Here is a 25514-nt window from a genome sequence, read left to right as displayed (position 1 = left end):
TGTCTTTATAATTCCCACCAAAGTGTGAAACTTTTTGAGCAAAATATCTCTCAATGAAATTACCATTGCCCCCCTTACGTCCGGGATAAATAAGTTGTTATTTTTAAGTTAGACTAAATCGGGAAAACAACATCCACCTGAACCCCAGTCATATCCTCTGGGTCGCTTAACAACACTTCAGCCCGATGGATTTCGGCAACACGTTTGACAATCGACATGCCAAGGCCAGAGCCTGTTTCCTCTTCCCCGGCGCCACGAACAAATCGATCAAAGATATAATCTCTCATGTACTCAGGTATCGGACGTCCAGTGTTTTTGATACGTAGGGTGAGATTTGAAGTATCAGAAAAGACCTCAATAGATACCACGCCATTTTCTGAACAATACCGAACAGCATTATCTATCAAATTACGGCACAAGACACTCATTGCAGACGCAAGTCCCTTTAAATTACACGGATCGGATAGGGATACTCTGAAATCAATATCTTTCTCGTTTATTTTATTACCCAGCTCTGCAGAAACATTTTGAATAATACGACACAGGTTAACGTCCTTCAGCTTCTCTTGTGCAGTTTTCGGATCAAGTCGTGCAAGGGTAACTAGCTGTTCAACGGTATGTGTTGCCCGATCAACCCTGATAGAAATGGCTGCTAGGCCTTCTTTTTGAACAGGGTCACTTGTTTGACGTTCTCTTAACTGTGCTTCTGATTTAATTGCAGCCAAAGGCGTAAGAAGTTCATGTGCCGCGTTCGCCGTAAACTTTTTTTCGCTTTCAAGGGAGGTATTAAGCTCAGTTTCATTTCGTCGAATTACTTCATAACACAAATTAATTTCGTCAATTAATGATCTGATTTCTAATGGATTTTTCTTTAACTTAATAAGAGTTATATCTTTATCTACTCTCGTTTCAATTGTGTCTGAAATTTCAATAATTGGCGCGATACCTTTTTTAATTCCAAAGAAAAGTCCAAAAAAACTCAGGGGAAGAATGACAAAAACATAAGGAAAATTTTCACCTATAAAAATAAAGATAACCAGGGAGAAGGGAATAATGCCCTCGAAAGCCAGTTCCATATCTTCCGTTGCGACAGCCCAAGCATCTTTCCCCTCAATTTTTGTCGCATGAGTCAACCAGACAATGTCATCATCCTGCACATGATCAAAAAAAGAACCAGCCCCTTCATTGGTTGGTTCAGGCATCGTTGGACTGATATAGGATTTGATAATAACTTCGCCGTTATACCAAATTTGATAGCTGCTATCTGAAGCAATCCCGGCATCAACAAAGCCTGGTGGCTTTTGAGAAATTTGTTCCAACCACCTTGTTAAAGCAGGATCACTTTCATCAAAATAACTTAAGGGCAGGGCACTTGCCAAAATCTCGCTTCTGATTTCTAGCGCATCTTCGGTCAAGCTAATAACAAGTCCCTTTAAGCCAAAGATAACCGTCGCAAAAACAAGAGCCCAGGTCAGCGATGTTATTGATAAGGTATAAAAATAAAGTCGTGTTTTAACGGAAAAAAACGTCATACACTTTCAACCTTATACCCCACACCACGCAGGGTAGAGATAATATCAGACCCAAGACGTTTTCTCAGCCTTGATATTTGAGCTTCTATAGCATTCGGCGTCACGCAATTATCCCAAGTATAGGCGTATTCTTCCAATTGGGATTTAGAAACATATCGCCCGGCATTTTCCATTAATTTTTTCAGAATAATAAACTCGGTTTTTGATAATTGAATTTCAGCGTCATCCAGTTTGACTTCGTGTCGATCAGGACACAAGCTTAATTGACCTACGGTAATTATACTGGATGCCCGAACTTCCCGACGCCGCCCCAAAGAACGAAGTCGTGCAAAAAGTTCATCCAGATCAAAGGGTTTTGTCAGATAATCATCTGCGCCGCTATCCAAACCTTCGATTTTTTCCGATGTTGCCGTTCGCGCTGTTAACATCAGAACTGGCAATGTAATACCTTTGTTCCGTGCTTCTTTCAGAAAATCGATACCTTGTTGGTCCGGCAACATCCAATCAAGAATAATAAGGTCAAAAACGCTCACATCCAATGCGAGAGAGGCATCCTCGGCTGATTTCACCCATTCGCACACGCTTCCGTCATGATGCAGTGCTCTTTCCAGTGTTGCGCCCAGTTGCGGATCATCTTCGACAAGTAACACTTTCATGCTTTAACTTTCTCACGCTGAGTTTGGCACACCTGAATTTGGATCGGTGATCTTGGTTTATCATCTTTCACAGCATTCCTAAAGAATGAGATAATTCGAGAGATATCAAGACCGATTTCATAGAGAGACGGGATTAACAACAAGGTAACAAAAGTTGCGAGAATAACGCCAAATGCTAGGGATATAGCCATGGGAATAACAAATTGAGCCTGATAACTTGTCTCGAACAAAATTGGTAACAGTCCGAGAAATGTTGTCAGCGATGTCAACACAATCGGTCTAAATCGTGAAACACTCCCATGTAAAATAGCAATGGAACTCTTCACACCCTTTTGCTTCAGCTTGTTAATCTGGTCAATGAGAACCAGATTATCGTTAATAACGACACCTGCCGCAGCCAGAACCCCCATTATTGAAAAGGCATTGATCTCTAATCCAAAGAGATTATGCCCCAGAATAGCACCGACCAGACCAAACGGAACTGCCGTTAAAATAATAAAAGGCAACAGATAAGAATTACTCCCAATCGCCAAAATCGCATAGATGACAAAAAAGAAAATAACATATAATCGGAACGATTCTGACAGAAACTCTTCTTCTTCCTCAGCATCACCATCCAGTTTGTAGCTAAAATTTGGAAATTCACTACGTATATCTTCGAGATAAAGATCGTTGATTACATTCAACAATTCGAAACGTGTCCACTGGTCTTCATCAAAATTGACATTGATTGTTGCAATTTGCTGACCGTTAATACGTTCAATATAGCCCGGTGTTTTCGCATCCCTGAGTTTTGCGATGCTTGTAAAAGGAACCAGAACATCCTGATCCGTGATTTTTACAGGGAAGTCTTCAATATTTTCGACATACAAACGTTCACTGTCCGGAAGACGTAAATTAACGTCCATGGTTTCCATAACCCCCGGTAATCGATCGACCCGTGTCCCATAAAAAGCTTCAGAGAGTTGATTACTGATGCTGTTTACATTTGCCCCAAACCGCATCCCTTCAGGTAAGAGATCAATGAGAAATTCTTTTTGTTCCGTTCCTTGCGTAACCGTAAAATTAAACACCCCATTGGTTCTAAGAAGCTTTTGTTTCAAAGCATTAACATGCAATGTTATTTGGTCTGAATTTTGCCCGAAAACCTTCAATGAAATGCTATTGGCATCACCATCTTCACTTGAGGAAAAATTGACCTTTTTTGCATTTGAAATGACCCCGAGCTCCTTTTGCCATCTGGCTTCAATCTCTTCGATGGGGATCGTTTTAAGGGCATCAGAATCAAGTTCTACCAACATATAAATATCATTATCGGCTATAAATGACGCTCTGTTTTTTATGAGTGTTGATAATGAAACATCATCTTCGTGTGTAGAATCAAAATCGGATATTATTGCCGGAAGTACGGCCTCAAAAGACTGTTCAAGCTGTAACATTGTGTCGTGCATTTCATCAGCCGTTGTTCCCCGGTTCATAGAGATTGACGAGATAATCTGCCCTTCGACCATATTGGGGAAAAGCTGCATGGGAACTTTACCCGATATCACTAATCCTGCGGATAAAACCGCAATTGACAAAAAGATCGACAAGGTAAAATAACGCCAGACAACGGCTCTTTTAACCAAAGGACGATAAAGTTTCAGGATAACTACACGCAATCCTTTTTGAAACTTTCTACGTGGCATTTTAATTAGCTGACTAAACTTACCATCAATCCCTGGCTTAAATGTAACCAGATGGCAGGGTAGGATCAGAAGTGATTCTATGAGTGAGAAGCAAAGAACAGCAACAATGATAAAAGAAATATCAAAAAGAAAACTACCGATAATACTCTTGAACATTAAACCAGGAACTGCAGCAGCAATGGTCGTGAGTACACCAAGAAAAACAGGTTTCCAGACATCTTTCACCCCTAAAAAGGCTGACTTTGCACCCGGACCATTTTTCTGCTGCCTGTTGTAAACACTTTCACCAACAACAATTGCATCATCGACAACAACACCCAGGATCAATAAAAAAGCAAAAGTCGATAGGTGATTGAGAGAAATATCAAACGCGGGGAGGAGCCAGATCCCCCCGGTAAAGGAGATAACAATACCCGTACAAACCCAAAATGCGAGTTTTAGGTTAAGAAAGAGGATCAGCACCACAAAAACCAGGCACATACCTACCAAGGCATTATCAAGCAACATTGTTAAACGCTGAGCAATGTCCTTGCTGTCATCCAGCCAAATAGTGACACCAACATTTTGCGGCAACCTGTTTTTTATTTCAGTAATTTTATGTCCAATTTCATCCCTTACGCCCAGAAGATCCTGTCCTTCAGAAATAAAAACCTCTAATCCAGACGCATTTTCTCCGTTAAAGCGGCTAATAAAATTCACATCTTTACGGTCAAATTTTATTTCTGCTATTTCGCCCAAGAGAATTTTTTCACCTGTTTTTTTATTCACAACAGGAATGTATTCAAAATCATCCGGGTGATACGCTCGTTCATTACCTCGAATAGAAATCTGATTACTGCCGTGTCCTATAGAACCAGCAGGTACATTTACCGAAGCAACAGAGATCGCATTGGCTATATCTTTTAGGCTAAGGCCCGTGCGCTTTAAATCATCGGATGATATTTCTATGCCTATTTCACGTTTAGGCGCAGAAAAGAGTTTTACGTCACTCGCACTGGTTTCGCTAATGAGTTTATTTTTAACCAACTCACCAATACGGGTCAGGGTTTCCAAATCAACATTACCATGAATTGCAATATCCAGAATACGGTCTTTATCTTTGGTTTCGGTTATTTGCGGGCGTTCAATCCCTTTAGGTAACGTGCCAAGGGCATCTATCTTTCTTTTAATTTCAGAGATTTTTTCATCAATATCCACATCAGAATAAAAAAAGACCGTTGTTGTTCCGATTTCCTCAACAGCAAAAGAGTATAGGTTTTTTATACCCTCTATATTTTTGAGCGTATTTTCCACGGGAACTGATATATTTCGGGCAATAATTTCAGGCGTCGCACCGCTGTATTCGATTGTTATATCGACAGCGTTTAGTTTCGCAGGCGGAAATATTTGTGTTTTAAGGTCAAAACTGGCGACAACACCCCCGAGTAATATAACGGCCATTAACAGATTGCTGGTAACCGGGTTTTTGACAAACCAATGAAGTATTTTATTCATTGATCAAAACCACCTGATTATTGCTGTTATCAAGATCAGGATTATTGATGGCTAAATTTTTGATAGAATGTAATTTACCTACGGCGCCATTTGAGTTCGTTCTGATTTTCATGCCTTCGACAAAAATTTCAGGTGGTTGTGTTAAAATTTTTGTCGGTAATTTGATAGCTGCCGTAAAATATACCTGTCCCGCATCTTTGTGATGGATATCGATTTTACGCTGACGAACAAAATCATCCTGATCAACTTCCAGGATACTGTCTCGCATATAAAGAGCAGTCGCAGGTATCCGGTACATATTCGATATTGATTCAGACTTTATTTCGGCAAAAACAAAGGTACCGGATAACAATGGATCTAAATTAGAGCTTTCTTCAGAGCTAACATTGGCAATCAGCATGTACTGATTTGTTTGTTTTTGAATTTCCTTTTCCATTCCAATAACTTGACCAGTCCAATATCGATTATCTTTACGCTGTGGATCTCTTATAACGATGTCTGTTGAATGAATACTCTCTGAAGAGTATGAGAGACTATCTAACTGACGACGCGTTACAGGCAATCTGACTTCCAGTAATCGGTCAGAAAAAAACTTGGCAACATTCGTTCCGGAAGAAACATACTGCCCCATAGCAGCGAATTTCTCTCTTATCGTTCCGTCATAAGGTGCAACAATTGTCGTCCGTGAAAGCGCTAATAATGCTTTTTTTTGCTCTGACTTTGCCGCCTCAAGATTGGCCTTTGCTTCGTTTAACTGTGGTATCCGCAACGTCAAAGGTGAGGGAGATCCTTTACCGTATTTTTTCCACTCTAATTTTGCGAGCTTTGATTCGGCTTGTTCCTTGATCAGTTTCTGTTTTGCGCTAGCCACATTAGCCTTAGCAGTTGCCAGGGATAGTTCATAATCGCGTGGGTCAATTTGAAAGAGGAAATCTCCCTTCACAAAACGATCACCAACCTTAAGGTCAGTTGCCGTTTTTGTAATAATGCCGGAAACTTGTGTAGTTAAAGTCGTTTCAAACTGTGGATGCACAACGCCTTGGGTTTTGATGTTAAAATTTGTGTGCTTCTCAACGATATTGTAGGTCGATAATTTTGGTAATTCCGGCTGTTTTGATATCTCGGCTACGATCGGTTTTTCATCCTCAATGACCAGCAAGGTCAAGAATATTGATACTGTCAGAAGCAAAACTGGAAAAATTAATTTTAACAGCAAAATTGTTGTCTTCTTTAATGATAAATCGAAGGTCATCACAAATTCCTATTATCTTCTGACAACGCTGGATCAGATTGAACACTTTTTTGCAACGGAGTGTTATGTCCACCAAGGGCCAGGTAAAGATTTACCCGAGACAGAAGCCTTTGTTTCTGAATATTAATAAGCCTGGATTTGCTTACAAAAGATCTCTGCTGTGCCTGCAACAAATCCAGAATAGGAATCAAACCGCTATAATATTTTTCACGTGAAAGATTTTGGCCTTGCTCTGCCATCAAAGCGGCACGACTTAACTCTTCTTCTTGTTTTTTGAGATGAATTTCATTTCCCAGATAATTTTCGACCTCATCAAAAGCCTTCAAAGCTGTGTTCACGTATTCGGAAATTGTCTCATCTTCAACCGCCTTATTCTGCGCGATAACAGCGCGGCGCTGACCTCCATCATAAATAGGCTGAATAATGTTACCTGCGATAGATGCAACAAGGCTGTAGGGATCAAAAATATCACTCAGTTTTCTATTCTGATAGCTCGTACTTTGCGTAAGGGATAATCTCGGCAATCGATTGGCTTCCGACGCATTCAGATTGTGATGTGCGGCGATAATTTTCTGTTCAGCAACGAGTAGATCAGGACGATGAACCAATAAATCAGAAGGAATACCAGCAGAGAAATCGGTTACAATTTTTGGAAATTCTTTCGCGCTTTTAATTTTCCCGGAAGGATATCTCCCCAGAATTAACTCCAATTTTCGAGTAGCTTGTAATTGTTCATTAAGTTTTGATGTTAATGTCGCATCTGCATTTGCAAGATCTGTTTCCACAAGACGAAGATCTAAAATTGATCCAATTCCCTGTTGGTATCTATCCTGTGTTCGATCCACCACTTCAATCAAGTTGCTCTTTTCTTGGCGAGAAATATCTAGCTGTTGCGCCAGAGCAATAAGCTCAATCCATTGCAACACAATACGTGTCGCAACTGACAACTCAGCAAATTCAACATCACGTTGCCTTTGTAACAGGGCGCTATAAGAGGCTTGTGATTCGGCCTCTAAACGTCCCCAAACATCTATTTCCCAAGAAATTCTTGCTTCGGCTTTAAAAGAGTTCTCATAGCTTTTAATTCGTTCGCCATTCAGACCTTTTGAAGAGCTTTTTGTTCTACTGGCATCACCGGATAAATCGATCGTTGGGAACAAGGCTGATTCGGCTGCGTTATACTGAGCAATTTGCTGTTCTAAGCGTGCTCTGGCCGATTTTAGTTCCAGGTTATTCTTTATTCCCTCAACAATAAATTCACTAACTTTCTGATGGAAATCTGGCGTAAACCATGTTTGGGAAACTTCAAAAACAGTGTTCTTATCAACATTAGATGTTTCCTGGGAAGACCACTGATCAGCGACCTTTGGCAACGTCGCTTTATAATCAGGAAGATCTGTTGAAATGACACACCCTTGCACAGCAATGAAACTCATTGCCGCAACAACTCGGGGAAGGTTAGTTTTAGATAATATAAGCCAGCACATAGGCCTAAGATAAGACCCGAGCCTGACAAAACGCTGACAATAGCAACCAGCTATTAAATCAGCGTTTTGTCAGAGACTTTAGGCAATAGTTAGAAAAGATATTCATCTACCTTATCGGGATTTTACATAACGCCCCGGGGCAGGTTCGATTATCTTTAAAGCTTTATCTTTAGACATACCCTCACTAGGAGTTCGGGCAGGGACAAGTTTTCCGCTTTTCTTCTGCGCCCATTTTGCCCAATGAGGCCACCACGATCCCGGGTGTTCTTTTGCAGCCTCAAACCACTGATCAGGATCATCGGGGGTGTCCGAATTAACCCAGTGAGAATACTTTTCAGCAGCAGGAGGATTGATAATACCGGCAATATGCCCAGACGCAGCCAGCACGAACTCTTTTTCGCCTGAAAAATGTTTCGTATTGGCATAGGTGGATTTCCACGGGGCTATGTGATCTTCCTTTGCAGAAATCATGAAGCTTGGAACATCTATTTTACTTAAATCAATCGGCACGCCGTCTAATGTAATTCCGCCAGGTTCTACCAGCTTATTATCCAGATACATGTTTCGAAGATAAAAAGAATGCATCTTTGCGGGCATTCTCGTCGTATCGGAATTCCAATAGAGCAGATCAAAAGGAAAAGGCGTTTTACCAAGCAAATAGTTATTTACAACAAAAGACCAGATAAGGTCATTTGCCCGCAACATATTAAAGGTTGTGCCCATTTCAGCCCCATCGAGATACCCTCGATCAGACATTTTCTTTTCAAGAACTTCCATCTGTTCTTCGTCAATGAAAACTCTAAGCTCACCCGCTTCGGCAAAGTCAGTCATGGTGACAAAGAACGTACCACTCTTTATACGCTTGTCTTTCTTTTCCGCCATATATGCCAGGGTCGATGCCAGTAAAGTGCCACCCAAACAATACCCAATAGCATTAACGTCTTTCGATCCTGTTGCTTTTTCAATGGCATCAAGGGCGGCGAGGGGACCACGGAGCATATAATTTTCAAACGAGTAATGAGCCAAACTCTCATCCGGGTTCACCCAGGAAATCATGAAAACTGTAAAGCCCTGTTCCACGGCCCACTTCACGAAAGAGTTTTTAGCTTTAAGATCCAGAATGTAGAATTTATTGATCCAGGGAGGAATAATCATAAGGGGACGAGAATAAACTTTCTCTGTCGTTGGCGCGTATTGAATAAGCTGCATAAGCTCATTCTCGTATATAACACTACCTTCTGACGTTGCGATGTTTTCGCCCAGAGCAAAAGCATCTTCGTCCGTCATTTTAATACGGCCTTTTTCCAGATCAGAAATTAGATTTTCCAACCCCTGTAACAAATTTTTGCCTCCAGATTCTGCCGTGGCTCTCAAAATCTGAGGATTTGTCATCAAAAAATTACTTGGAGAAAGCGCATCCAGAAACTGTTTCGTATAGAAATCTACCTTGCGCGCATCGGTCTCGCTCAGGCCGTCAACATCCTTAACAGAACTGTGAATCGTATTCGCCGTTAAAAGATAAGACTGTTTAAGAAAGTTGAAAAATGGATTTTCTTCCCAAGCTTCATCCTGAAAACGCCGATCACCTTTTTTCTTTTTCTTACGCTGAACCGATTGTTCTGAAGACGATTCTTTCGCAGCGTTTGATTTATTTTTCCCAAGTTGATCTTCCGGGTTAAAGAAATTATTCGATGCTTCCAGCCAGAGTGAATTATATCCCTGCCATAAGTCAGTTTGCAGCTTGATTGCTTTTTCAGGATCAGACCAGAATTGTTGAGACAATTGCCAGAATGCCTTGCCAATCCGCATTGGATCGGGCTCATTATCTAGCGTTTGTCCGCTTTGTTTCATTAAAAAGCGTTCAATCATTGCCTGAGATTTTTCAGAAATTGCTGTCATTGTTTCAGAAATTTCTGCGGGGTCAGGTAGCTTTATTCCCTCGGGGTGTTGATCGACCATCCAGCCTTCCCTATGATCTGTTTAGTCTTTTTATAGAATAGTATATCGCCTTGTAGCTCTTTCAATGTTATACACCCATTGTTACAGCTGGAAGCGCAAAGAACAACAAGTGAGGTCAATTTCGTTGCTATGTACATCTAGTCAGTTGTAATTTTGATGTATGTGTATCGATTTATTTGACAGTTGCATGGGGGAACGGTCTCTAGTTATGGCCAAGGACAATTATATGCCTGAGTTGAAAAAACGTAGTGTATACCGCTTTGGGGGTAAGGGTCGCATTTTAGGAGCACTTGTGCTTCCTCTGGTACTTGCAGCCTGCTCTTCAACACCTGATTGGGCGAACCCGGTTGCTTGGTTTGAAAGTGACGAACCGGAACAGCCAACACAGGTAACTAACGCTGAAAATGTCGTACCTGCCGAAGGATTTCCGAATCTTTCAAGCGTGCCTGGCGAATCCCCGCAGACAACATCAGGCGATTACAGAACTCAGGTTGCTGAAGGTCTCGTCGCAGATCGTAACAACGCAGAATATAGTGATCAGCCATTAACGGCCAGATCCACGCTGGTTCCAGCAGCTCCACCACCTTCTGTACCGCAAGCACCTTCTGTTGCACAAACAACACCACAGTCTGTACCAGCAGCACCGGCACCTGTTGTTCCAAGCACAGTTCCTGCATCGCCCCAAGCCACGACTGGCGCAACATCACAAACAACGGTTATTTCATCACAAGGTGCCGCTTTGCCGCCCGCTTTTCCAAACGGCGCACCTGCTTATGCACAAACCCAGTACACCGGACCACAATATAATACACCAAGCTGGGGCTCTCCCTATGCGCAACAAGGCTACAGTCAGTCTTACACTGGCCAGGCCGCATACGGCTCACCTTACGCAGCACAAGCTGGCGGGCAACTCGTTGCTGTCATTTACTTCTCGCACGGTTCATCAAATCTGAATAATCAAGACATTCAGGTTATTCGTGATGTCGCTGCATTGTACGGACAACGTGGTGGGGCTATTACCGTTCTTGGTCATTCAAGTTCCAGAACACAGTTAACAGACGCATTACGTCATCAACAGGTTAACTATGAAATTTCTGGACGCCGTGCCGAGGCCGTCACGCGCGCCCTACAAAACTCTGGCGTTCCCGCACGTCAAATCCTTACAGACGCACGCTCTGACAGTAACCCTGTTTTCCACGAGTTCATGCCAACGGGTGAGGCAGGAAATAGACGTGTAGAAATATATGTAAACTAAGCACATTATTCAGAGAAATATTTGATACATTTCTCTGAATAAAAACGCATAAAACATTGGTCACGGAGCTGGTATTCTGCTATCTGCTTCGTGGCCTTTTTTATAGGGGCTAATCACCTTGGTCAGAACAGAAAGAAATATCCTTCTTTCTCTGGCTAAATAGAGACAACCCAACAATTTCGAGTTGAGAATGGACCAGGAATTTCACCGTATAAAACGTTTGCCGCCTTATGTATTTGCTGAAGTTAATGCATTGAAAGCAGCGGCGCGAGCGGCGAAAAGGGATATTATCGATTTTGGTATGGGAAATCCCGACCAGCCCCCGCCACAACACGTTATTGATAAGCTAACGGAAGTTGTTCAAAACCCCAGAGTGCATGGGTATTCTACATCCCGCGGCATTCCCGGCTTACGGAAAGCAATATCTGCTTACTATGATAGACGTTTTGGTGTTGATATTGACCCAGAGACAGAAACCATTGTCACACTAGGCTCAAAAGAAGGTCTAGCCAATTTGGCACAGGCCATTACCAGTCCGGGTGATATCATTCTGGCACCAAACCCAAGCTATCCGATCCATGCCTTTGGATTTATTATCGCTGGTGCTGCCATCAGATCCATGCCAATGACACAGGGCGGGAATATCATGGAGCAGCTGGAAATTGCTGTTCGACATTCCGTTCCAAAACCTCTGGCAATAATTCTGAACTATCCGTCAAACCCCACAGCCGAAGTTAAAGATCTGGATTTTTATGCCGAGATCGTTGATTTCTGTCGTAAGCACGAGATTTATATCATTTCTGACCTGGCTTATGCCGAGGTTTATTTTAACGATACACCACCGCCTTCTATTCTTCAGGTTCCCGGCGCAAAAGATATCGCCGTAGAATTCCTGTCCATGAGTAAGACATACTCAATGGCTGGATGGCGTGTTGGATTCTGCTCAGGAAATAAAAAGTTGGTCGCGGCACTGACCCGGGTTAAGTCCTATGTTGACTATGGTGCCTTCACACCTGTTCAGGTTGCTGCTGTATCTGCCCTCAATGGCCCACAGGAATGTATTGGCGAAATGCGCGATCGCTATCGTGGTCGTCGAGACGTCTTGATAAAAGGCCTCAGTGCAGCAGGGTGGGATATACCAAGTCCACCCGCGACAATGTTTGCCTGGGCTCCCTTACCGAAAGAATTTGCCCACTTGGGATCAATGGAATTTTCCAAGTTATTATTGGAACATGCTAATGTAGCGGTTGCCCCCGGTGTCGGTTTTGGCGAGTATGGCGAAGGTTACGTCAGGTTGGGACTCGTAGAAAACGAACAACGTACACGTCAGGCTGTTAAAAATGTAAAAGCCATGATGCAGAAAAAAGACAGTATTCTTGAACAAATTAGTAAGCGGAAATAAATCGTGAGTGAACCCCTTAAGATTGCGATCGCCGGCTTAGGTACCGTTGGTACTGGAACCGTCAAACTTATTCAGGATAATCTTAACGTCCTATCCCAACGCACGGGACGTGAAATGTCTATCGTAGCAGTATCAGCTCGCAGCCGTAAAAATCGCGATTTTGATATGAGCAACATGACCTACTATGATAACGCAGTGGACATGGCCGAGAACTGTGATGCTGACGTTCTCATGGAACTGATCGGCGGTTCCGAGGGCATCGCAAAAGAAGTCGTCGAAGTGTCAATCGCCAAAGGGCGTCATGTTATTACTGCGAACAAAGCCCTGCTAGCACACCACGGAACAGAACTTGCCAAGTTGGCTGAAGAAGCCGGCGTTGCTTTAGCCTATGAAGCAGCTGTTGCAGGTGGAATTCCAGTTATTAAAGGCCTTCGCGAAGGGCTTGCGGCCAATTCTTTTGATCTTGTGTATGGTATCCTCAACGGCACGTGTAACTTTATCCTCACGAATATGCGCGAAACAGGTCGCGACTTCGAAGAAGTTCTTTTTGAAGCACAGGAACTTGGCTATGCCGAGGCAGATCCTAGTTTTGACGTCGACGGCGTTGATGCTGCGCATAAACTATCGCTGTTAAGTTCAGTATCTTTTGGTACTGAAGTTGATTTTGATGCTGTGTACATTGAGGGCATCAGAAATATTTCTGCACTTGATATTGCTAATGCAGAAGAGCTCGGATATCGGATCAAGCTTCTTGGTATTGCCCGCAAGACAGAACATGGTATCGATCAACGTGTTCACCCGTGCATGGTTGCCAAAGACCAGCCAATTGCCTCTGTAGAAGGTGTTTTGAACGCAGTCGTCTGTAACGGAAACCACGTTGGGACAACAATGTTCGAAGGTGCAGGAGCAGGCGGCGGCCCCACAGCTTCTGCCGTCGTGGCCGATCTTGTCGATATTGCCCGCGGGACTATTTTGCCAACTTTCGGTGTTCCGGCAAACGCGCTTGAAAAACCAATCGCGCAGCCCGTAGAAAAACGCGAAGGTTCCTATTACCTGCGTTTACAGGTCGAAGATCGTCCAGGCGTAATTGCAGACATATCAAATATCCTCAAGGACGAAGATATTTCTGTAAAGTCACTCATTCAGCATGAATCCAACCCCGGGAAATCAGTTCCGCTTGTGATTACAACACAGGCAACGGTGGAAACAGCAATGAGCCGATCCCTTGAAAAAATCTCGCAACTAGATTGCGTACTTGAAAAACCAAATATGATCCGGATCGTTTCCCTTTAAAGAACGATCTGAAAGCAATAACCGTTCACTATTGAACGATATCAAAGTCAGAGGACAAAGATATGGAACGCAACCTGGCCCTAGAGACCGTACGTGTCACAGAAGCTGCCGCATTGGCTTCTTCCCGCCTTATGGGACGCGGAGACGAAAAAGCAGCTGACCAAGCTGCTGTGAATGCAATGCGCGACGCCTTAAACGGCTTGGCCATTGACGGAACCGTTGTTATCGGCGAAGGCGAACGTGATGAAGCGCCAATGCTTTATATCGGTGAAAAAGTTGGAAAGGGCGGTCCTGGCATTGATATTGCGCTGGATCCCTTGGAAGGCACGACACTCACCGCCAAAGGTGGTCCAAACGCAATGTGCGTTATTGCCATGGCTGAATCAGGAAATTTCCTGAATGCACCGGATACCTATATGGACAAGATTGCCGTTGGTGCCGGGCTTCCAGAAGGCGTTGTTGATCTTGATGAAACTGTCGTAAACAACCTGTCCAGTCTTGCAAAAGCAAAGAAAACCGACATTAGTGACCTGGTTGTTTGTATTATGGATCGCCCGCGTCACGAAGAAAAAATCGCACAGGTTCGCGAATGCGGTGCCCGTATCGTTCTTATTGGTGATGGCGATGTAGCTGGTGCTTTGGCAACCAGCCGTTTTGATAGTGGTATTGATCTGTTCATGGGGGCAGGTGGTGCACCAGAAGGTGTTCTTGCTGCAGCAGCTCTTCGTTGCACTGGTGGTCAGTTCCAGGGCCGCTTACTCTTTAGAAACGACGATGAAGTTGCCCGTGCCCGCCGCTGGGGTATCGAAGATCTTGACCGTAAATACGAAATCAATGAACTTGCCAAAGGTGATGTTATGTTTGTTGCAACTGGCGTAACAGATGGCAGCCTTCTTCGCGGTGTACGCCGTTACCAAGGCGGTGCTACGACACAGTCTATTGTCATGCGTTCTAAAACTGGCACATCCCGTGTTGTTGATGCAACTCACAACTTCTACCGCAAAACATGGTATGACAATCTGGGTGTATAATCCTTTACCCAAATACCAGAAATAAAAGAGGCGCCCAATGTGGCGCCTCTTGTTTTTTATAGGAAGCCCGGTAGGCTAAGTACCTAGGCAGTCTTTATTTTCTTAAACACTTTTAATTGGTCGGTTCATTATTATGCAGGGTGAAGAACGAGATACTTTTTTGGGTATTGAAAGCTCGATTACAGGCAAGCGTTGGGAAGAACGTTTAAAGGATCACCGTTCTGCTCTTGCCCTCAGTCAGCGTCTCGGTTTACCTGAAATTATCGGCAGGTTGCTGGCCGCCCGTGGGGTCACACTGGATACAGCCGAAGCATTCTTGAAACCAACTCTAAAAGATTGGCTACCAGACCCATCCGTTCTAAAGGGAATGGACGATACAACAGAACGACTTCTCAAGGCGCTGGAACAAAAAGAAAAAATTGCTGTTTTTGGAGATTATGATGTAGATGGAGCAACTTCCTCTGCACTTCTCATACGTTACTTTAATGCAATTGGTGTTGAAATTGCCGTACACATTCCAGATAGAGTAAGTGAAGGTTACGGTCCAAATCTTCCTGCATTGTTAAATTTGCAACAGCAGGGATGCTCACTTGTTATCACAGTTGATTGTGGCACATCAGCGTTTGAAGCTCTTGAAGGTGCTAAGCAAGCGGGCCTTGATGTTCTTATCATCGATCATCATGAAGCTGAAGCGTTGTTACCACCCGCTGTTGCCGTGGTTAATCCAAACCGACAGGACGAAACCCGCGAATACGGATCTCTGGCCGCCGTGGGTGTGGTTTTTCTTGTTCTTGTTGCCTTAAACCGACGTCTGAGAGAATCAGGATGGCTCAGCCAGCAAAACATCAAAGAGCCTAGTCTTATGTCGCTTCTGGACCTTGTCGCTTTGGGAACGGTTTGTGATGTTGTTCCTCTATCTGGACTGAACAGGGCTTACGTCAGTCAGGGCGTTAAAGTTCTGGCAAAACGTCATAACCCCGGCATTGTTGCACTATCAGATGTGGCCAAGCTATCAGAGAAACCTGACAGCGGGCATCTCGGCTACACACTAGGTCCCCGTGTAAATGCGGGCGGGCGTGTTGGTCAATCATGGCTCGGTGCGAAATTACTTTCCACAGAAAATGCAGACGAAGCGTTAAAAATCGCATCAAAACTGGAAGAATACAATTCAGAGCGCAAAACCATCGAAACAGATGTTCTGGATCAGGCATTAGGAACAATCGGGGACGAAACGGAGCTAAAAGGCATTGCCATTGCGTCAGGTGAGGGATGGCATCCCGGTGTTATTGGTATTGTCGCTAGCCGCCTCAAAGATCGCTACAACATGCCGTCTCTTGTTATCGCCTTTGATGAACAAGGGATTGGCAAAGGATCTGGTCGTTCAGTTCCCGGTGTTGACCTTGGGGCTGCAATCATTGCCGCACGGCAGGCCGGCTTGTTAGAAAACGGCGGAGGGCATGCCATGGCAGCAGGTTTAACAGTTCGCCAAGAAAACTATCAACAACTGTGCGGCTTCTTATCAGAACGCCTCTCAAAAGCTTTGTCCGAAGTTTCCTTTACCCCAAGCATCGGTATAGACGGCGCACTTCAACCAGGTGGCGCCAGTACGGATCTTATCGACTTGCTGGATTCATGTGGTCCCTTTGGTGTTGGTAATCCTCAACCAAGGTTCGTGTTCCCCTCGGTACGCGTTCTACGCCCCGGCCTCGTTGGGGAAAGCCACGTCAGATGTATTTTAAGCGGTTCTGATGGACGAACGATCAAGGGCATAGCCTTTCGATCTCTTGATAACGAATTGGGACAACTGCTTTTGAATACGGGGGGGATGCCCATTCATGTCTGCGGTAAACTAAAACGTGATACCTGGTCCGGACCAGATGGTGTACAAATAATTATAGAAGACGCCGCACCAATAAACGGGTAAGATAACAAAATGAAACAGTCGTTTTTTTCTTACAGACGCTATTCTTTTAATTATTTTTATTCCTTAGGCAGAGTAGTTTCTGCCTTTTTTTTAACCGTTTTCATCACATCTGCCTTCATCCAAAAAAACGAAGCCTTTGCACAAGAAGGCGTTCATGTTGACTTGGAACTTGTTTTGGCTGTTGATGCCTCTACAAGCGTTTCCGCACAGGAATTTGATCTACAGATGCGGGGGATTGCGCAGGCTTTTCGCGATCCCTCTGTCGTGCAGGCCATTGCCGTTGCCGGGGATCGTGGCGTGGCAGTTGCTGTTATCCAGTGGGCAAACAATCTACTTCAAAAGGTAGCAGTAGATTGGTTCTTGATACGTGATCAGGAAAGCGCTGCACAATTTGCTGACATTGTAGATGAAACCCCGAGATATATTTTTGGCGGTGGTACTTCTATTGGCGGGGCAATTACCTATTCAACGCGCCAAATGGAAATCAACCCTTTCATAGGCGCACGTAAAGTTATCGATATTTCCGGGGACGGACGATCCAATCAGGGCGCTCCACCGGAACTTGTTCGCAATCAATCCACAACACAGGGCATTGTGATTAATGGTTTGACCATCAACAATGAAGATCCCTTTATTGATAGGTACTATGAAAAGTTTGTTATTGGGGGCACAGGGGCCTTTGTTCAAACTGCAACGACCTATGAAGACTTTGGTGCTGCGATGAAAGAAAAGTTGATCAAAGAAATTGGGGGCGTGCCCGTCGCGCAAAAAGCCAATGAAATCAAGCTGGCGAGCCAATAAACAAAAGCTAATTTGAAAAAAAACCACAGAATCGAAAATACCTACTTGCCAAGGGTCTCTGAAATCGGTAAATCCTTGCTCACCGAAAGATGACCCCTTCGTCTAGAGGCCTAGGACACCGCCCTTTCACGGCGGCAACACGGGTTCGAATCCCGTAGGGGTCGCCATTCGGTTCAAAGCCGCTTTAAAGCGGCTTTTTTGATTCCTGGGTTATAGATTTCCCATTTATATATGCTTCCCCTAACTCTCGCATTCTGACAAAACGATTCGTTATATTAAATGAAGAGGGGAGGAATGGTTTCAATTGATTCGCGGCGACATCAAGACATCTATCCTGCTGAAATTAAATCTAGAATCGATCTTTTTTAGAGTTTTTCAAAGAAAAATTAAAAAAACGAACTTTATATGAAAAAGGTGCTTGCCAAGGGTCTCTGAAATCGGTAATTACTTGCTCACCGAAAGATGACCCCTTCGTCTAGAGGCCTAGGACACCGCCCTTTCACGGCGGCAACACGGGTTCGAATCCCGTAGGGGTCGCCATTCGGCTCAAAGCCGCTTCTAAGCGGCTTTTTTGATTCCTGAGCGTTTTTTTGACAAATTTAAATATAAGATTATCCCTGAGGTAGAGATGCTTGTATCTCTATGTTCAGCGTAATTTTATCAGATATAAACGGTAGCCCTTTCGTCATGCCAAAATCTGATCTGCTAATCACTGCATTCACACGATAAAACGACTGTTCCTGAGAGAGCTCTCTAGAGTTTACCATCCTGGCCACCCATTTAATTTCTTTTGTAATTCCATGAAGGGTAAGGGGACCAATGATTACAATGTCATCCTGTGCAGTCCATTCAAAGCTATTGCTTTGAAAGTTTATGGTTGGAAATACTGTAGTATTAAGGAAGTCATCACTCTTCATCCGCCTCTCAATATAAGTACTATCGTTACGAACAGAGTCAGATGAGATTGTAATATTAATAAAGTTCTGCCTTTGATTATCACGGCTTATAATCGCTTTTCCCTTGATCTTTCCAAACTCGCCCGTAATTTTTTTCAGCCCTAAGACTCTCAAGCCAAAGTCAATTTTTGTATTTACACTATCAAAGACATAATAATTTTCCGTAGCCATCGCTTGTCCCGGAACTACAACGACCAAGCAAAAAGCCAATATGAAACACAGCGTACTTTTTTTAAGTGACTTTCGTTCCGTGACAGTCGTCATATTCATAAAAAGCTTCCCGGGGATCTCTTCACTGTTCGCTTTTCCCCTCTATCGAAAAGATAATTCGAACCTCATCTCCAACGACATTTGTCTCTAACCATTGGCCAGAACCAATGTTAAAATCAAGCCGCGATACAGAAACAACACCCGACGCTAACAATTTATTCGAAATTACTTGTGCCTTAAAAGGCAGGATAATTTTCTTTGTTATGCCATGCAGATTCAACGTTCCAACAGCTTGATAATCATTGCCCATTTTTATAATCTTTGACGTCTCGAAAAGAGCTTTCGGATATGAAACACTATCCAGAAAAGCAGCCGATTTAATGACCTTATCCCTATCAATAGATTGTGTTGAAAGGGATGCAATCTCAACGATAACACGGATATAACTTGTTGTAAGGTCGTCGGGATGAAAACTTATCGAAGCTTGATACTCTTCAAAGAAACCTTCAACATCGCGTCCGGATTGAACAGCAAGAAACCCCAGTTTACTGGCCTCTTGATCAAGCAGCCATGACGGCGCTGAAAAAGCATCTGTGGCAAAAGGAAAGGAGCTTATATACGCAAAGAAAAACAGGAAAAGCTGTTTAACAAAAAAATTACTCGAAACCTTAAAACTCAGCATGGCAATCCAATAATATAGCTTAAATAAAAAATATATCATGATGTCTTATCTGGAAAATAAGAAGAAAATTTATCAGAAAAAGTATTATCAAGGCTTTGTGAGAGGAAGTTACCTATTTAGTGATATAGATTATTGAATAGGTTCTGCTTGATTCAGGGAAAATTTTATGAAAATCAGACATATTTTAATAACGTCAATAACATTTTTTTTAATCTCTTGCGGCAGCCTTATTCCATCTAATCACCAGCAAACACAAGTTTCAGAGTGGAGAGAAGGCGCTTATCAATTAGACCCTGATCATGCCAGTTTAATTTTCTCTCTCAATCATCTGGGGTTTTCTGATTATTACGGTAGGTTCAACACGATAGAAGCGTCTTTAGATTTTGATCCTCAGACCCCAGAAACAACAAAGCTTTTTGCAAAAGTTGATGTCACAAGTCTAGATGTTAATAACGAAGACTTTGAGGCTGAACTTAGTGGTCGCAGTTGGTTTGATAGTAAAAACCACCCCTTTGCCTACCTTGAAAGCACAAAAATTATCCCTGTAAGTGACACAGAAGTCGAAATGAAGGGAAATTTGACCTTAAAAGGTATTACAGCACCAATTTCAATGACAATAAAATTTAATGGTGGAGCAGTAAATTTTTTAACAGGGAAATATACACTCGGCTTTTTTGCCACAGGCACAATCAAACGGTCGGATTATAATATCTCTGATCTTGTCCCAGCTATTGGTGATGAAGTCACGCTTCAAATTTCTGCAGAATTTTTAAGAGATAACACATGAAGACAATTTTTTTAAGTAACTAAACTATACCACGCCTCTGGCGAAAACCGTTTAATTTATATTTCATTCAAATTACCCAACCGAGTACTAACTATCAGCTAGAAGTCGCTGAAGATATCTCTTCAATATAGCTTGCCCGTATTTTTGCAATGGTGCCGTCTGTTTGCATTTCTTCCAAAACTTTCGTTAACTTTGGAACCAACGGCTTGTTTTTCTTATGAAGGTAATGAAACAACGGGTAAGTTTGTATCACGTGATAGTGGACAGGCCGCTTCATCTCCGTCTCAAAATCCTGGGCAAGTTTTATACTTGTAAGACGCGCCAGAACAATAATATCGCATCTATTCAAGCCCAAATTGTAAAAAAGATGCTCATTGGAATTGCTGACATCAACCGTCATTTTTTTGGTGCCCGCTTCGGCAAATTTCACACCGTTGCGAATGCAAACACGGTATGGAGCTAAACTGTCCCAATTCTGTATCGATATTTTGGGGTTTGTTGTTATAGCAACGCCTTCCATAATTCCGATGGGTACGGGAACCATAATGAGGTTCTTGTATTTTAAATGGATATTTTTAATGCGGTATAATTCACCATCAACTCTTCCCGAATTTGCGACAGCTAACGATCTCGCTGCCGGTAAATCGGAAAACTTTACATCACGCCCTAAACGCTTATATGCCTCCTCCATCACACGCTTGCTAATCGTGGCGTAAGAAGAATTTTCAATCCCTGTAAAGACAAGCTGCTCTTGTGCTTGCGTGGAAAATGACCAAAGAAAAAAGAGTATCATAAAAAATGTAAGAATCTCTTTCTTCATGCTCACTCCTCATCTTAATTAAGCATACAAGTGTGCTAATATAACATATTTTGCTATTGGCAAAAAATATTCATACTCTGCGTCTTAACTTGGGATCTTTTGTTTTGGTGAATTTTCTTCAACATAGAACATAAAAAAACACCGTACTTACGATATAAGTACGGTGTTCTCTCAATATAATTCTTAACTTAGAGAAGCCAGAGACAGGTTAGAGACGAGATCTCCCAACACCTGTGCCTTCGCAAGCACATTAGAATGGGTGTCGATTGCACAATACCAATCTGACACCTTTCCAAATGCGCACAGTAAATTACTATTATCCGGGGTTAGAACAGCAACAACCTGTTCACCGTCTTGTGTCGCCAATGGCAAAACTTCACCAATATGGCCATTTTCTATATTATCTCTATAGAAAGATTGAATTAATTCAATGTCTTGGGATGATAAACTATCACCAGAAACGAGTAACTTAGACATACTTTGCCTCTTTCATCTATTACTACCTGTAATACGAAAAAGATAATGGCACGGGATTTATGACCAAAACCTTTACAAGAGGCAAAGTGTGTTAAATTTATCCCTTACGACAGATTTACTTCCTACGACAGGCCATTGAAATGATGTTTCAGATGATCTTCGATAAAGGTCGCCATAAAGAAATAGCTGTGATCATAGCCTTCTTGCATTCTCAAGGTCAGTTTCTGCCCTGACTTATCGCAAGCTTCCTGTAAAAGCTCTGGCTTTAACTGCTCCACCAGGAAGGTATCAGAACCTCCCTGATCCACAAGAAGAGTAGCACTAGAAGGTGATTTTTTTACGAGCTCTGTTGCATCATAATCGATCCAGCTCGACTTATCTGTTCCCAGATATCCACCCAATGCTTTTTCTCCCCAAGGACAGCTCATCGGCGCACAGATCGGCGCAAAAGCAGAACAGGTTTTAAAAAGATCTGGATTCTTCAAATGAATAGTCAACGCACCATGACCGCCCATGGAGTGCCCTGTAATGCCCTGTCTATTCATATTTGCTTCAAGGAAATTACCCGAAATAACATCTTGCAGTTCCCGGGTGATATAACTGTACATATTATAAGAACCGGACCATGGGTCTTCGGTTGCATCCAGATAAAAACCTGCAGCAGATCCGAAATCATAGCTGTCATCTTCACCGGGGATATTTTGATTTCGCGGGGATGTATCAGGGGCAACAAAAATAATACCAAGCTCACTGGCAATACGTTGTGCGCCAGCTTTAACCGTCACGTTATCTTCGGTACAGGTCAAACCAGAAAGATAGGTTACGACAGGTACTTTATTCCCGTTCAATGCCGCTGGCGGTAAATAGATCGCAAAACGCATTAACCCGTTACAAACCTTTGACGGGTGGCTGTAGACACGTTGTAGACCACCAAACATTTTGTTTTCACTAATTAGATCAAGGTCGGTAATATTAAGCTCTGTCATTGAAAAGAAACCTGATTATAGCCTGATGATAAAAGAAAGGTACTTTAGATCATAAAAAGAAGAGGGGCCCTTTATTTAAAAAGGCCCCTCAAGTGTGCATGTAAATTAATACAGCACGACAGATCTGATTGATTCGCCACTATGCATGAGATCAAACGCAGAGTTAATATCGTCCAACGGCATTGTATGGGTGATCAAGTCATCGATATTGATTTTACCATCCATGTACCAGTCAACAATCTGTGGCACATCTGTACGTCCACGAGCACCGCCAAAAGCAGTCCCTTTCCATACGCGTCCTGTAACCAACTGGAACGGGCGTGTCGCGATTTCCTGTCCAGCACCTGCGACACCAACGATCACTGAAACGCCCCAACCTTTGTGGCAGCACTCTAGAGCCTGACGCATGGTGTTCACGTTACCAATACATTCAAAAGAATAATCCGCACCGCCGTTTGTCAAATCGACAAGAGCTTCAACAAGATCGCCGTCGATATCTTTTGGATTCACAAAATCCGTCATCCCGAACTTTTCGCCGAGTGCCTTGCGATCATCGTTCAGGTCAACGCCAATGATTTTGTTGGCGCCAACCATCTTGGCACCTTGGATGACGTTCAAGCCAATTCCGCCAAGGCCAAAAACAACCACATTCGACCCTGGTTCAACCTTGGCCGTATTGATAACTGCACCAACACCTGTAGTAACGCCGCACCCGATATAGCAAACCTTATCAAAAGGCGCATCTTCACGAATTTTTGCTAATGCAATTTCTGGAAGAACACTGTAATTCGCAAAGGTTGAACAGCCCATATAATGGTGCAGCATTTTCCCGTCCATGGAAAAACGGCTTGTCCCATCTGGCATTAATCCCTGCCCCTGTGTAGAGCGGATTGCCTGACAAAGATTGGTCTTCGGATTTAGACAGTAATCACACTCGCGACATTCTGGCGTGTAGAGGGGAATAACGTGATCGCCTTTTTTTAATGATGTTACACCCGGTCCAACATCAACCACGACCCCGGCACCTTCATGTCCCAAAATTGTCGGGAAAAGTCCTTCGGGATCAGCCCCGGAAAGAGTGAAGTAATCGGTATGGCAAACACCAGTTGCTTTCATTTCAACAAGAACTTCCCCGTGACGAGGACCTTCCAGTTGAACAGTTTCAATTGTCATGGGCTTGCCAGCACCCCAGGCGACCGCAGCACGAACATCCATAATCTATCACTCCCTGATGAATTAGGTAAATTAAACTCTTATCTCGGTTTATTCATTAACACGACTGCCATGGATGGCAATAAGGAATTAATCAATATAAAGTATGACGTTATACTCACGATTATTTCATGTCATTTCCCGACAACATTTGTCGTTCATATACTATATATAAAATCATGAATATGAGGTACTGATCTATAGGTATTTAAAAACAAGGTAGTGGTATGCGTCTCAGGAGCCTGTTAATGAACTTTCTTATTTTTGCAGCAACATTCTACACATTGGTACTCGTCGGAATGTATTTGTTGCAAACAAAACTGGTTTACCCTGGATCAGAAGTACGCGCGAAGCCAGAGCTATATGGCGGGGCAGGGGTACAGGAAATTACCCTGACAACATCTGATGGCATAGAATTAACCCATTGGTATCAACCAGTAAAGAAACCCGGCTATCCTGTGATTGTTGCATTCCACGGTAACGCGGGACATACAGGTGATCGGTTGAAAAAATTGTCTTATTTGACTGATCTTGGATATGGCTTGTTTCAAGTAGAATACCGTGGATACGCTGGCCATGGAGGAACACCCTCAGAGCAAGCTTTTAAAAGCGACGGACTGGACGTGTTGAAGTGGCTAAAAAGCCAAGGTTATACCGACGAACAATTGATAATGTACGGGGAATCCCTAGGCACAGGGATGGCGGTTTGGTTGGCTTCACAACATGCCGTCAAAGCAGTTATACTGGAAGCACCCTATAGTTCTATTGCTGATGTTGCCCAATCAAAATACTGGTTCTTACCCGCAAGGTTTTTATTAAAAGACAAATGGAAATCTCATGAAGCAATAAAAGGCGTCAAAGCACCCGTCTTTATTTTTCATGGCGAAAAAGACGGGGTTATTCCTGTTCAATTTTCCCGCAAGTTATTAGAGGCTATCCCAGGTGAAAAGAAAGCTGCTTTTTTTGAAAAGGGGTTTCATATGGACCTTTATGAACACGGGGCAGAAAAAGATGTTACCGCCTTTTTGAATAGATACGTGATGCCAACGATGAAAAACGTCGGAGCAGAATAATATTATAAAATAATATCTTACGTCTATCTGCTCACCACCTCATCAAACCGCGTAAAAAAATCATCGGCAAGCCTTTGCGCGGTTTTTGTCACCAGTTTGGAAGCCATCTCTGCTATTGTTCCCTGCATATCTCCGCTGGCATGAAACTCCAATAGGGTTTTATCCTCCTCTTGGGTATGAAGAGTTACATTTGCTTGTCCTTTGGCTAACCCTGCGAGTTTCCCCTTACCCTCAGCCGTCATGACATACGAATTCGGCGCATCAATATCTGATAGGGAAATCAGGCTTTCCAACCGTGGTTTGATAAAACCTAACTTAAAAGAAAAGACCGCTGTAAATTCTGTATCCGAATGACGGATAGCTTCGTCACACCGAGGAATAGCCTGTCTTAAAACCTGCGGGTCATTCATCGCTGTCCACACCTTGTCTCTAGGTGCGTTTATTATATAGCGACCTGTCATTTCCATTAACTATTTATCCCTGAAAGTACAAATAAGAAGATGTCATAAAAAAGGGAAGCGGTTAAGCTCCCCTTTC

21 protein-coding genes and 2 tRNA genes are annotated in these 25514 nt (G+C 43.1%); 10 read left to right on the top strand and 13 right to left on the bottom strand.

Going from position 1 to position 25514, the window contains the following annotated elements; all coding sequences use genetic code 11:
• Window positions 1–113: 113 nt before the first annotated feature.
• From BKB51_RS16425 to BKB51_RS16400, 6 genes are all read right to left on the bottom strand, one after another.
• The gene (locus BKB51_RS16425; RefSeq protein WP_085902205.1) at window positions 114–1532 is read right to left on the bottom strand and encodes a sensor histidine kinase; all 1419 of its coding nucleotides are present in this window, start codon (window positions 1530–1532) and stop codon (window positions 114–116) included.
• Window positions 1529–2188, bottom strand: coding sequence for a response regulator transcription factor (locus BKB51_RS16420; RefSeq protein WP_085902204.1), 660 nt, complete (start codon window positions 2186–2188; stop codon window positions 1529–1531). Before BKB51_RS16420 ends, BKB51_RS16425 begins: the two co-directional genes overlap by 4 nt.
• The gene (locus BKB51_RS16415; RefSeq protein WP_085902203.1) at window positions 2185–5370 is read right to left on the bottom strand and encodes an efflux RND transporter permease subunit; all 3186 of its coding nucleotides are present in this window, start codon (window positions 5368–5370) and stop codon (window positions 2185–2187) included. Before BKB51_RS16415 ends, BKB51_RS16420 begins: the two co-directional genes overlap by 4 nt.
• Window positions 5363–6622 (bottom strand): efflux RND transporter periplasmic adaptor subunit, encoded by a 1260-nt coding sequence (locus BKB51_RS16410; RefSeq protein WP_085902202.1) that lies wholly within the window; start codon window positions 6620–6622, stop codon window positions 5363–5365. Before BKB51_RS16410 ends, BKB51_RS16415 begins: the two co-directional genes overlap by 8 nt.
• Window positions 6622–8058: an efflux transporter outer membrane subunit gene (locus BKB51_RS16405; RefSeq protein WP_158090261.1), complete on the bottom strand. Its 1437-nt coding sequence runs from the start codon at window positions 8056–8058 to the stop codon at window positions 6622–6624. The genes BKB51_RS16410 and BKB51_RS16405 overlap by 1 nt, the downstream gene beginning before the upstream one ends.
• Before the next feature lie 162 nt (window positions 8059–8220).
• Entirely contained in the window at window positions 8221–10068 is a 1848-nt protein-coding gene (locus BKB51_RS16400; RefSeq protein WP_085902200.1) for a PHA/PHB synthase family protein, read from the bottom strand.
• 226 nt (window positions 10069–10294) lie between these two features.
• Between BKB51_RS16400 and BKB51_RS16395 the strand changes: the two genes are divergently transcribed.
• The 8 genes from BKB51_RS16395 to BKB51_RS16360 all read left to right on the top strand — a co-directional run bounded on the left by BKB51_RS16395 (window position 10295) and on the right by BKB51_RS16360 (window position 18314).
• The gene (locus tag BKB51_RS16395) at window positions 10295–11323 is read left to right on the top strand and encodes an OmpA family protein (protein WP_158090260.1); all 1029 of its coding nucleotides are present in this window, start codon (window positions 10295–10297) and stop codon (window positions 11321–11323) included.
• Between the two features lie 190 nt (window positions 11324–11513).
• Window positions 11514–12725: an LL-diaminopimelate aminotransferase gene (locus BKB51_RS16390; protein WP_085902198.1), complete on the top strand. Its 1212-nt coding sequence runs from the start codon at window positions 11514–11516 to the stop codon at window positions 12723–12725.
• A gap of 3 nt (window positions 12726–12728) precedes the next feature.
• Window positions 12729–14018, top strand: a complete 1290-nt coding sequence (locus BKB51_RS16385; RefSeq protein ID WP_085902197.1) for a homoserine dehydrogenase — start codon at window positions 12729–12731, stop codon at window positions 14016–14018.
• A 62-nt stretch (window positions 14019–14080) separates the two neighbouring features.
• Entirely contained in the window at window positions 14081–15049 is a 969-nt protein-coding gene (gene glpX, locus BKB51_RS16380) for a class II fructose-bisphosphatase (protein WP_085902196.1), read from the top strand.
• 133 nt (window positions 15050–15182) lie between these two features.
• Window positions 15183–16973, top strand: a complete 1791-nt coding sequence (gene recJ, locus BKB51_RS16375; protein WP_085902195.1) for a single-stranded-DNA-specific exonuclease RecJ — start codon at window positions 15183–15185, stop codon at window positions 16971–16973.
• A 9-nt stretch (window positions 16974–16982) separates the two neighbouring features.
• Window positions 16983–17774 (top strand): DUF1194 domain-containing protein, encoded by a 792-nt coding sequence (locus tag BKB51_RS16370; protein WP_085902194.1) that lies wholly within the window; start codon window positions 16983–16985, stop codon window positions 17772–17774.
• Between the two features lie 91 nt (window positions 17775–17865).
• Window positions 17866–17941: transfer RNA gene (locus BKB51_RS16365), tRNA-Glu, on the top strand.
• 297 nt (window positions 17942–18238) lie between these two features.
• Window positions 18239–18314, top strand: a tRNA-Glu gene (locus BKB51_RS16360).
• Between the two features lie 71 nt (window positions 18315–18385).
• Here BKB51_RS16360 and BKB51_RS16355 read toward each other — a convergent pair.
• Both BKB51_RS16355 and BKB51_RS16350 read right to left on the bottom strand, forming a co-directional pair.
• Window positions 18386–19000: a YceI family protein gene (locus BKB51_RS16355; protein ID WP_085902193.1), complete on the bottom strand. Its 615-nt coding sequence runs from the start codon at window positions 18998–19000 to the stop codon at window positions 18386–18388.
• 22 nt (window positions 19001–19022) lie between these two features.
• Window positions 19023–19622 (bottom strand): YceI family protein, encoded by a 600-nt coding sequence (locus BKB51_RS16350; protein ID WP_158090259.1) that lies wholly within the window; start codon window positions 19620–19622, stop codon window positions 19023–19025.
• 166 nt (window positions 19623–19788) lie between these two features.
• Between BKB51_RS16350 and BKB51_RS16345 the strand changes: the two genes are divergently transcribed.
• Window positions 19789–20409, top strand: a complete 621-nt coding sequence (locus BKB51_RS16345) for a YceI family protein (RefSeq protein ID WP_085902191.1) — start codon at window positions 19789–19791, stop codon at window positions 20407–20409.
• A gap of 94 nt (window positions 20410–20503) precedes the next feature.
• Here the strand turns inward: BKB51_RS16345 and BKB51_RS16340 are convergent, their stop codons facing one another.
• The 4 genes from BKB51_RS16340 to BKB51_RS16325 form a co-directional block, all read right to left on the bottom strand.
• A complete protein-coding gene (locus BKB51_RS16340) occupies window positions 20504–21229 on the bottom strand; it encodes a substrate-binding periplasmic protein (protein ID WP_085902190.1) in 726 nt (241 codons plus the stop codon).
• Window positions 21230–21412: 183 nt separating this feature from the next.
• Complete coding sequence (locus BKB51_RS16335; RefSeq protein ID WP_085902189.1) at window positions 21413–21706, bottom strand: hypothetical protein; 294 nt, start codon at window positions 21704–21706, stop codon at window positions 21413–21415.
• Window positions 21707–21828: 122 nt separating this feature from the next.
• Entirely contained in the window at window positions 21829–22692 is an 864-nt protein-coding gene (gene fghA / locus BKB51_RS16330; RefSeq protein WP_085902188.1) for an S-formylglutathione hydrolase, read from the bottom strand.
• 105 nt (window positions 22693–22797) lie between these two features.
• Window positions 22798–23907: an S-(hydroxymethyl)glutathione dehydrogenase/class III alcohol dehydrogenase gene (locus BKB51_RS16325; RefSeq protein WP_085902187.1), complete on the bottom strand. Its 1110-nt coding sequence runs from the start codon at window positions 23905–23907 to the stop codon at window positions 22798–22800.
• A gap of 245 nt (window positions 23908–24152) precedes the next feature.
• Here BKB51_RS16325 and BKB51_RS16320 point away from each other — a divergent pair, with 245 nt between their 5' ends.
• Window positions 24153–24977 (top strand): alpha/beta hydrolase, encoded by an 825-nt coding sequence (locus BKB51_RS16320; RefSeq protein ID WP_158090258.1) that lies wholly within the window; start codon window positions 24153–24155, stop codon window positions 24975–24977.
• 23 nt (window positions 24978–25000) lie between these two features.
• On the opposite strand, the gene BKB51_RS16315 is transcribed toward BKB51_RS16320, so the two are convergent.
• The gene (locus BKB51_RS16315) at window positions 25001–25444 is read right to left on the bottom strand and encodes an SRPBCC family protein (RefSeq protein ID WP_085902185.1); all 444 of its coding nucleotides are present in this window, start codon (window positions 25442–25444) and stop codon (window positions 25001–25003) included.
• Window positions 25445–25514: the final 70 nt, after the last annotated feature.

The sequence above is a fragment of the Kiloniella majae genome (assembly GCF_002118315.1).
In the GTDB taxonomy this organism is placed as follows: Bacteria; Pseudomonadota; Alphaproteobacteria; order Kiloniellales; family Kiloniellaceae; genus Kiloniella; species Kiloniella majae.
Note: the sequence above shows the minus strand (reverse complement) of the source record. Positions and strands in the feature narration are given on the sequence as shown.

Bases quoted from the DNA above. Each gene is read 5' to 3' on its own strand.
- BKB51_RS16415 (WP_085902203.1), bottom strand. From the start codon at position 5,370: ATGAATAAAATACTTCATTGGTTTGTCAAAAACCCGGTTACCAGCAAT.
- BKB51_RS16325 (WP_085902187.1), bottom strand. From the start codon at position 23,907: ATGGATGTTCGTGCTGCGGTCGCCTGGGGTGCTGGCAAGCCCATGACA.
- BKB51_RS16370 (WP_085902194.1), top strand. From the start codon at position 16,983: ATGAAACAGTCGTTTTTTTCTTACAGACGCTATTCTTTTAATTATTTT.
- glpX (WP_085902196.1), top strand. From the start codon at position 14,081: ATGGAACGCAACCTGGCCCTAGAGACCGTACGTGTCACAGAAGCTGCC.
- BKB51_RS16335 (WP_085902189.1), bottom strand. From the start codon at position 21,706: ATGTCTAAGTTACTCGTTTCTGGTGATAGTTTATCATCCCAAGACATT.
- BKB51_RS16350 (WP_158090259.1), bottom strand. From the start codon at position 19,622: ATGCTGAGTTTTAAGGTTTCGAGTAATTTTTTTGTTAAACAGCTTTTC.
- BKB51_RS16315 (WP_085902185.1), bottom strand. From the start codon at position 25,444: ATGGAAATGACAGGTCGCTATATAATAAACGCACCTAGAGACAAGGTG.
- BKB51_RS16420 (WP_085902204.1), bottom strand. From the start codon at position 2,188: ATGAAAGTGTTACTTGTCGAAGATGATCCGCAACTGGGCGCAACACTG.
- BKB51_RS16345 (WP_085902191.1), top strand. From the start codon at position 19,789: ATGAAAATCAGACATATTTTAATAACGTCAATAACATTTTTTTTAATC.
- BKB51_RS16355 (WP_085902193.1), bottom strand. From the start codon at position 19,000: ATGAATATGACGACTGTCACGGAACGAAAGTCACTTAAAAAAAGTACG.
- BKB51_RS16405 (WP_158090261.1), bottom strand. From the start codon at position 8,058: ATGAGTTTCATTGCTGTGCAAGGGTGTGTCATTTCAACAGATCTTCCT.
- BKB51_RS16320 (WP_158090258.1), top strand. From the start codon at position 24,153: ATGAACTTTCTTATTTTTGCAGCAACATTCTACACATTGGTACTCGTC.
- BKB51_RS16340 (WP_085902190.1), bottom strand. From the start codon at position 21,229: ATGAAGAAAGAGATTCTTACATTTTTTATGATACTCTTTTTTCTTTGG.
- recJ (WP_085902195.1), top strand. From the start codon at position 15,183: ATGCAGGGTGAAGAACGAGATACTTTTTTGGGTATTGAAAGCTCGATT.
- fghA (WP_085902188.1), bottom strand. From the start codon at position 22,692: ATGACAGAGCTTAATATTACCGACCTTGATCTAATTAGTGAAAACAAA.
- BKB51_RS16400 (WP_085902200.1), bottom strand. From the start codon at position 10,068: ATGGTCGATCAACACCCCGAGGGAATAAAGCTACCTGACCCCGCAGAA.
- BKB51_RS16395 (WP_158090260.1), top strand. From the start codon at position 10,295: ATGCCTGAGTTGAAAAAACGTAGTGTATACCGCTTTGGGGGTAAGGGT.
- BKB51_RS16390 (WP_085902198.1), top strand. From the start codon at position 11,514: ATGGACCAGGAATTTCACCGTATAAAACGTTTGCCGCCTTATGTATTT.
- BKB51_RS16410 (WP_085902202.1), bottom strand. From the start codon at position 6,622: ATGACCTTCGATTTATCATTAAAGAAGACAACAATTTTGCTGTTAAAA.
- BKB51_RS16425 (WP_085902205.1), bottom strand. From the start codon at position 1,532: ATGACGTTTTTTTCCGTTAAAACACGACTTTATTTTTATACCTTATCA.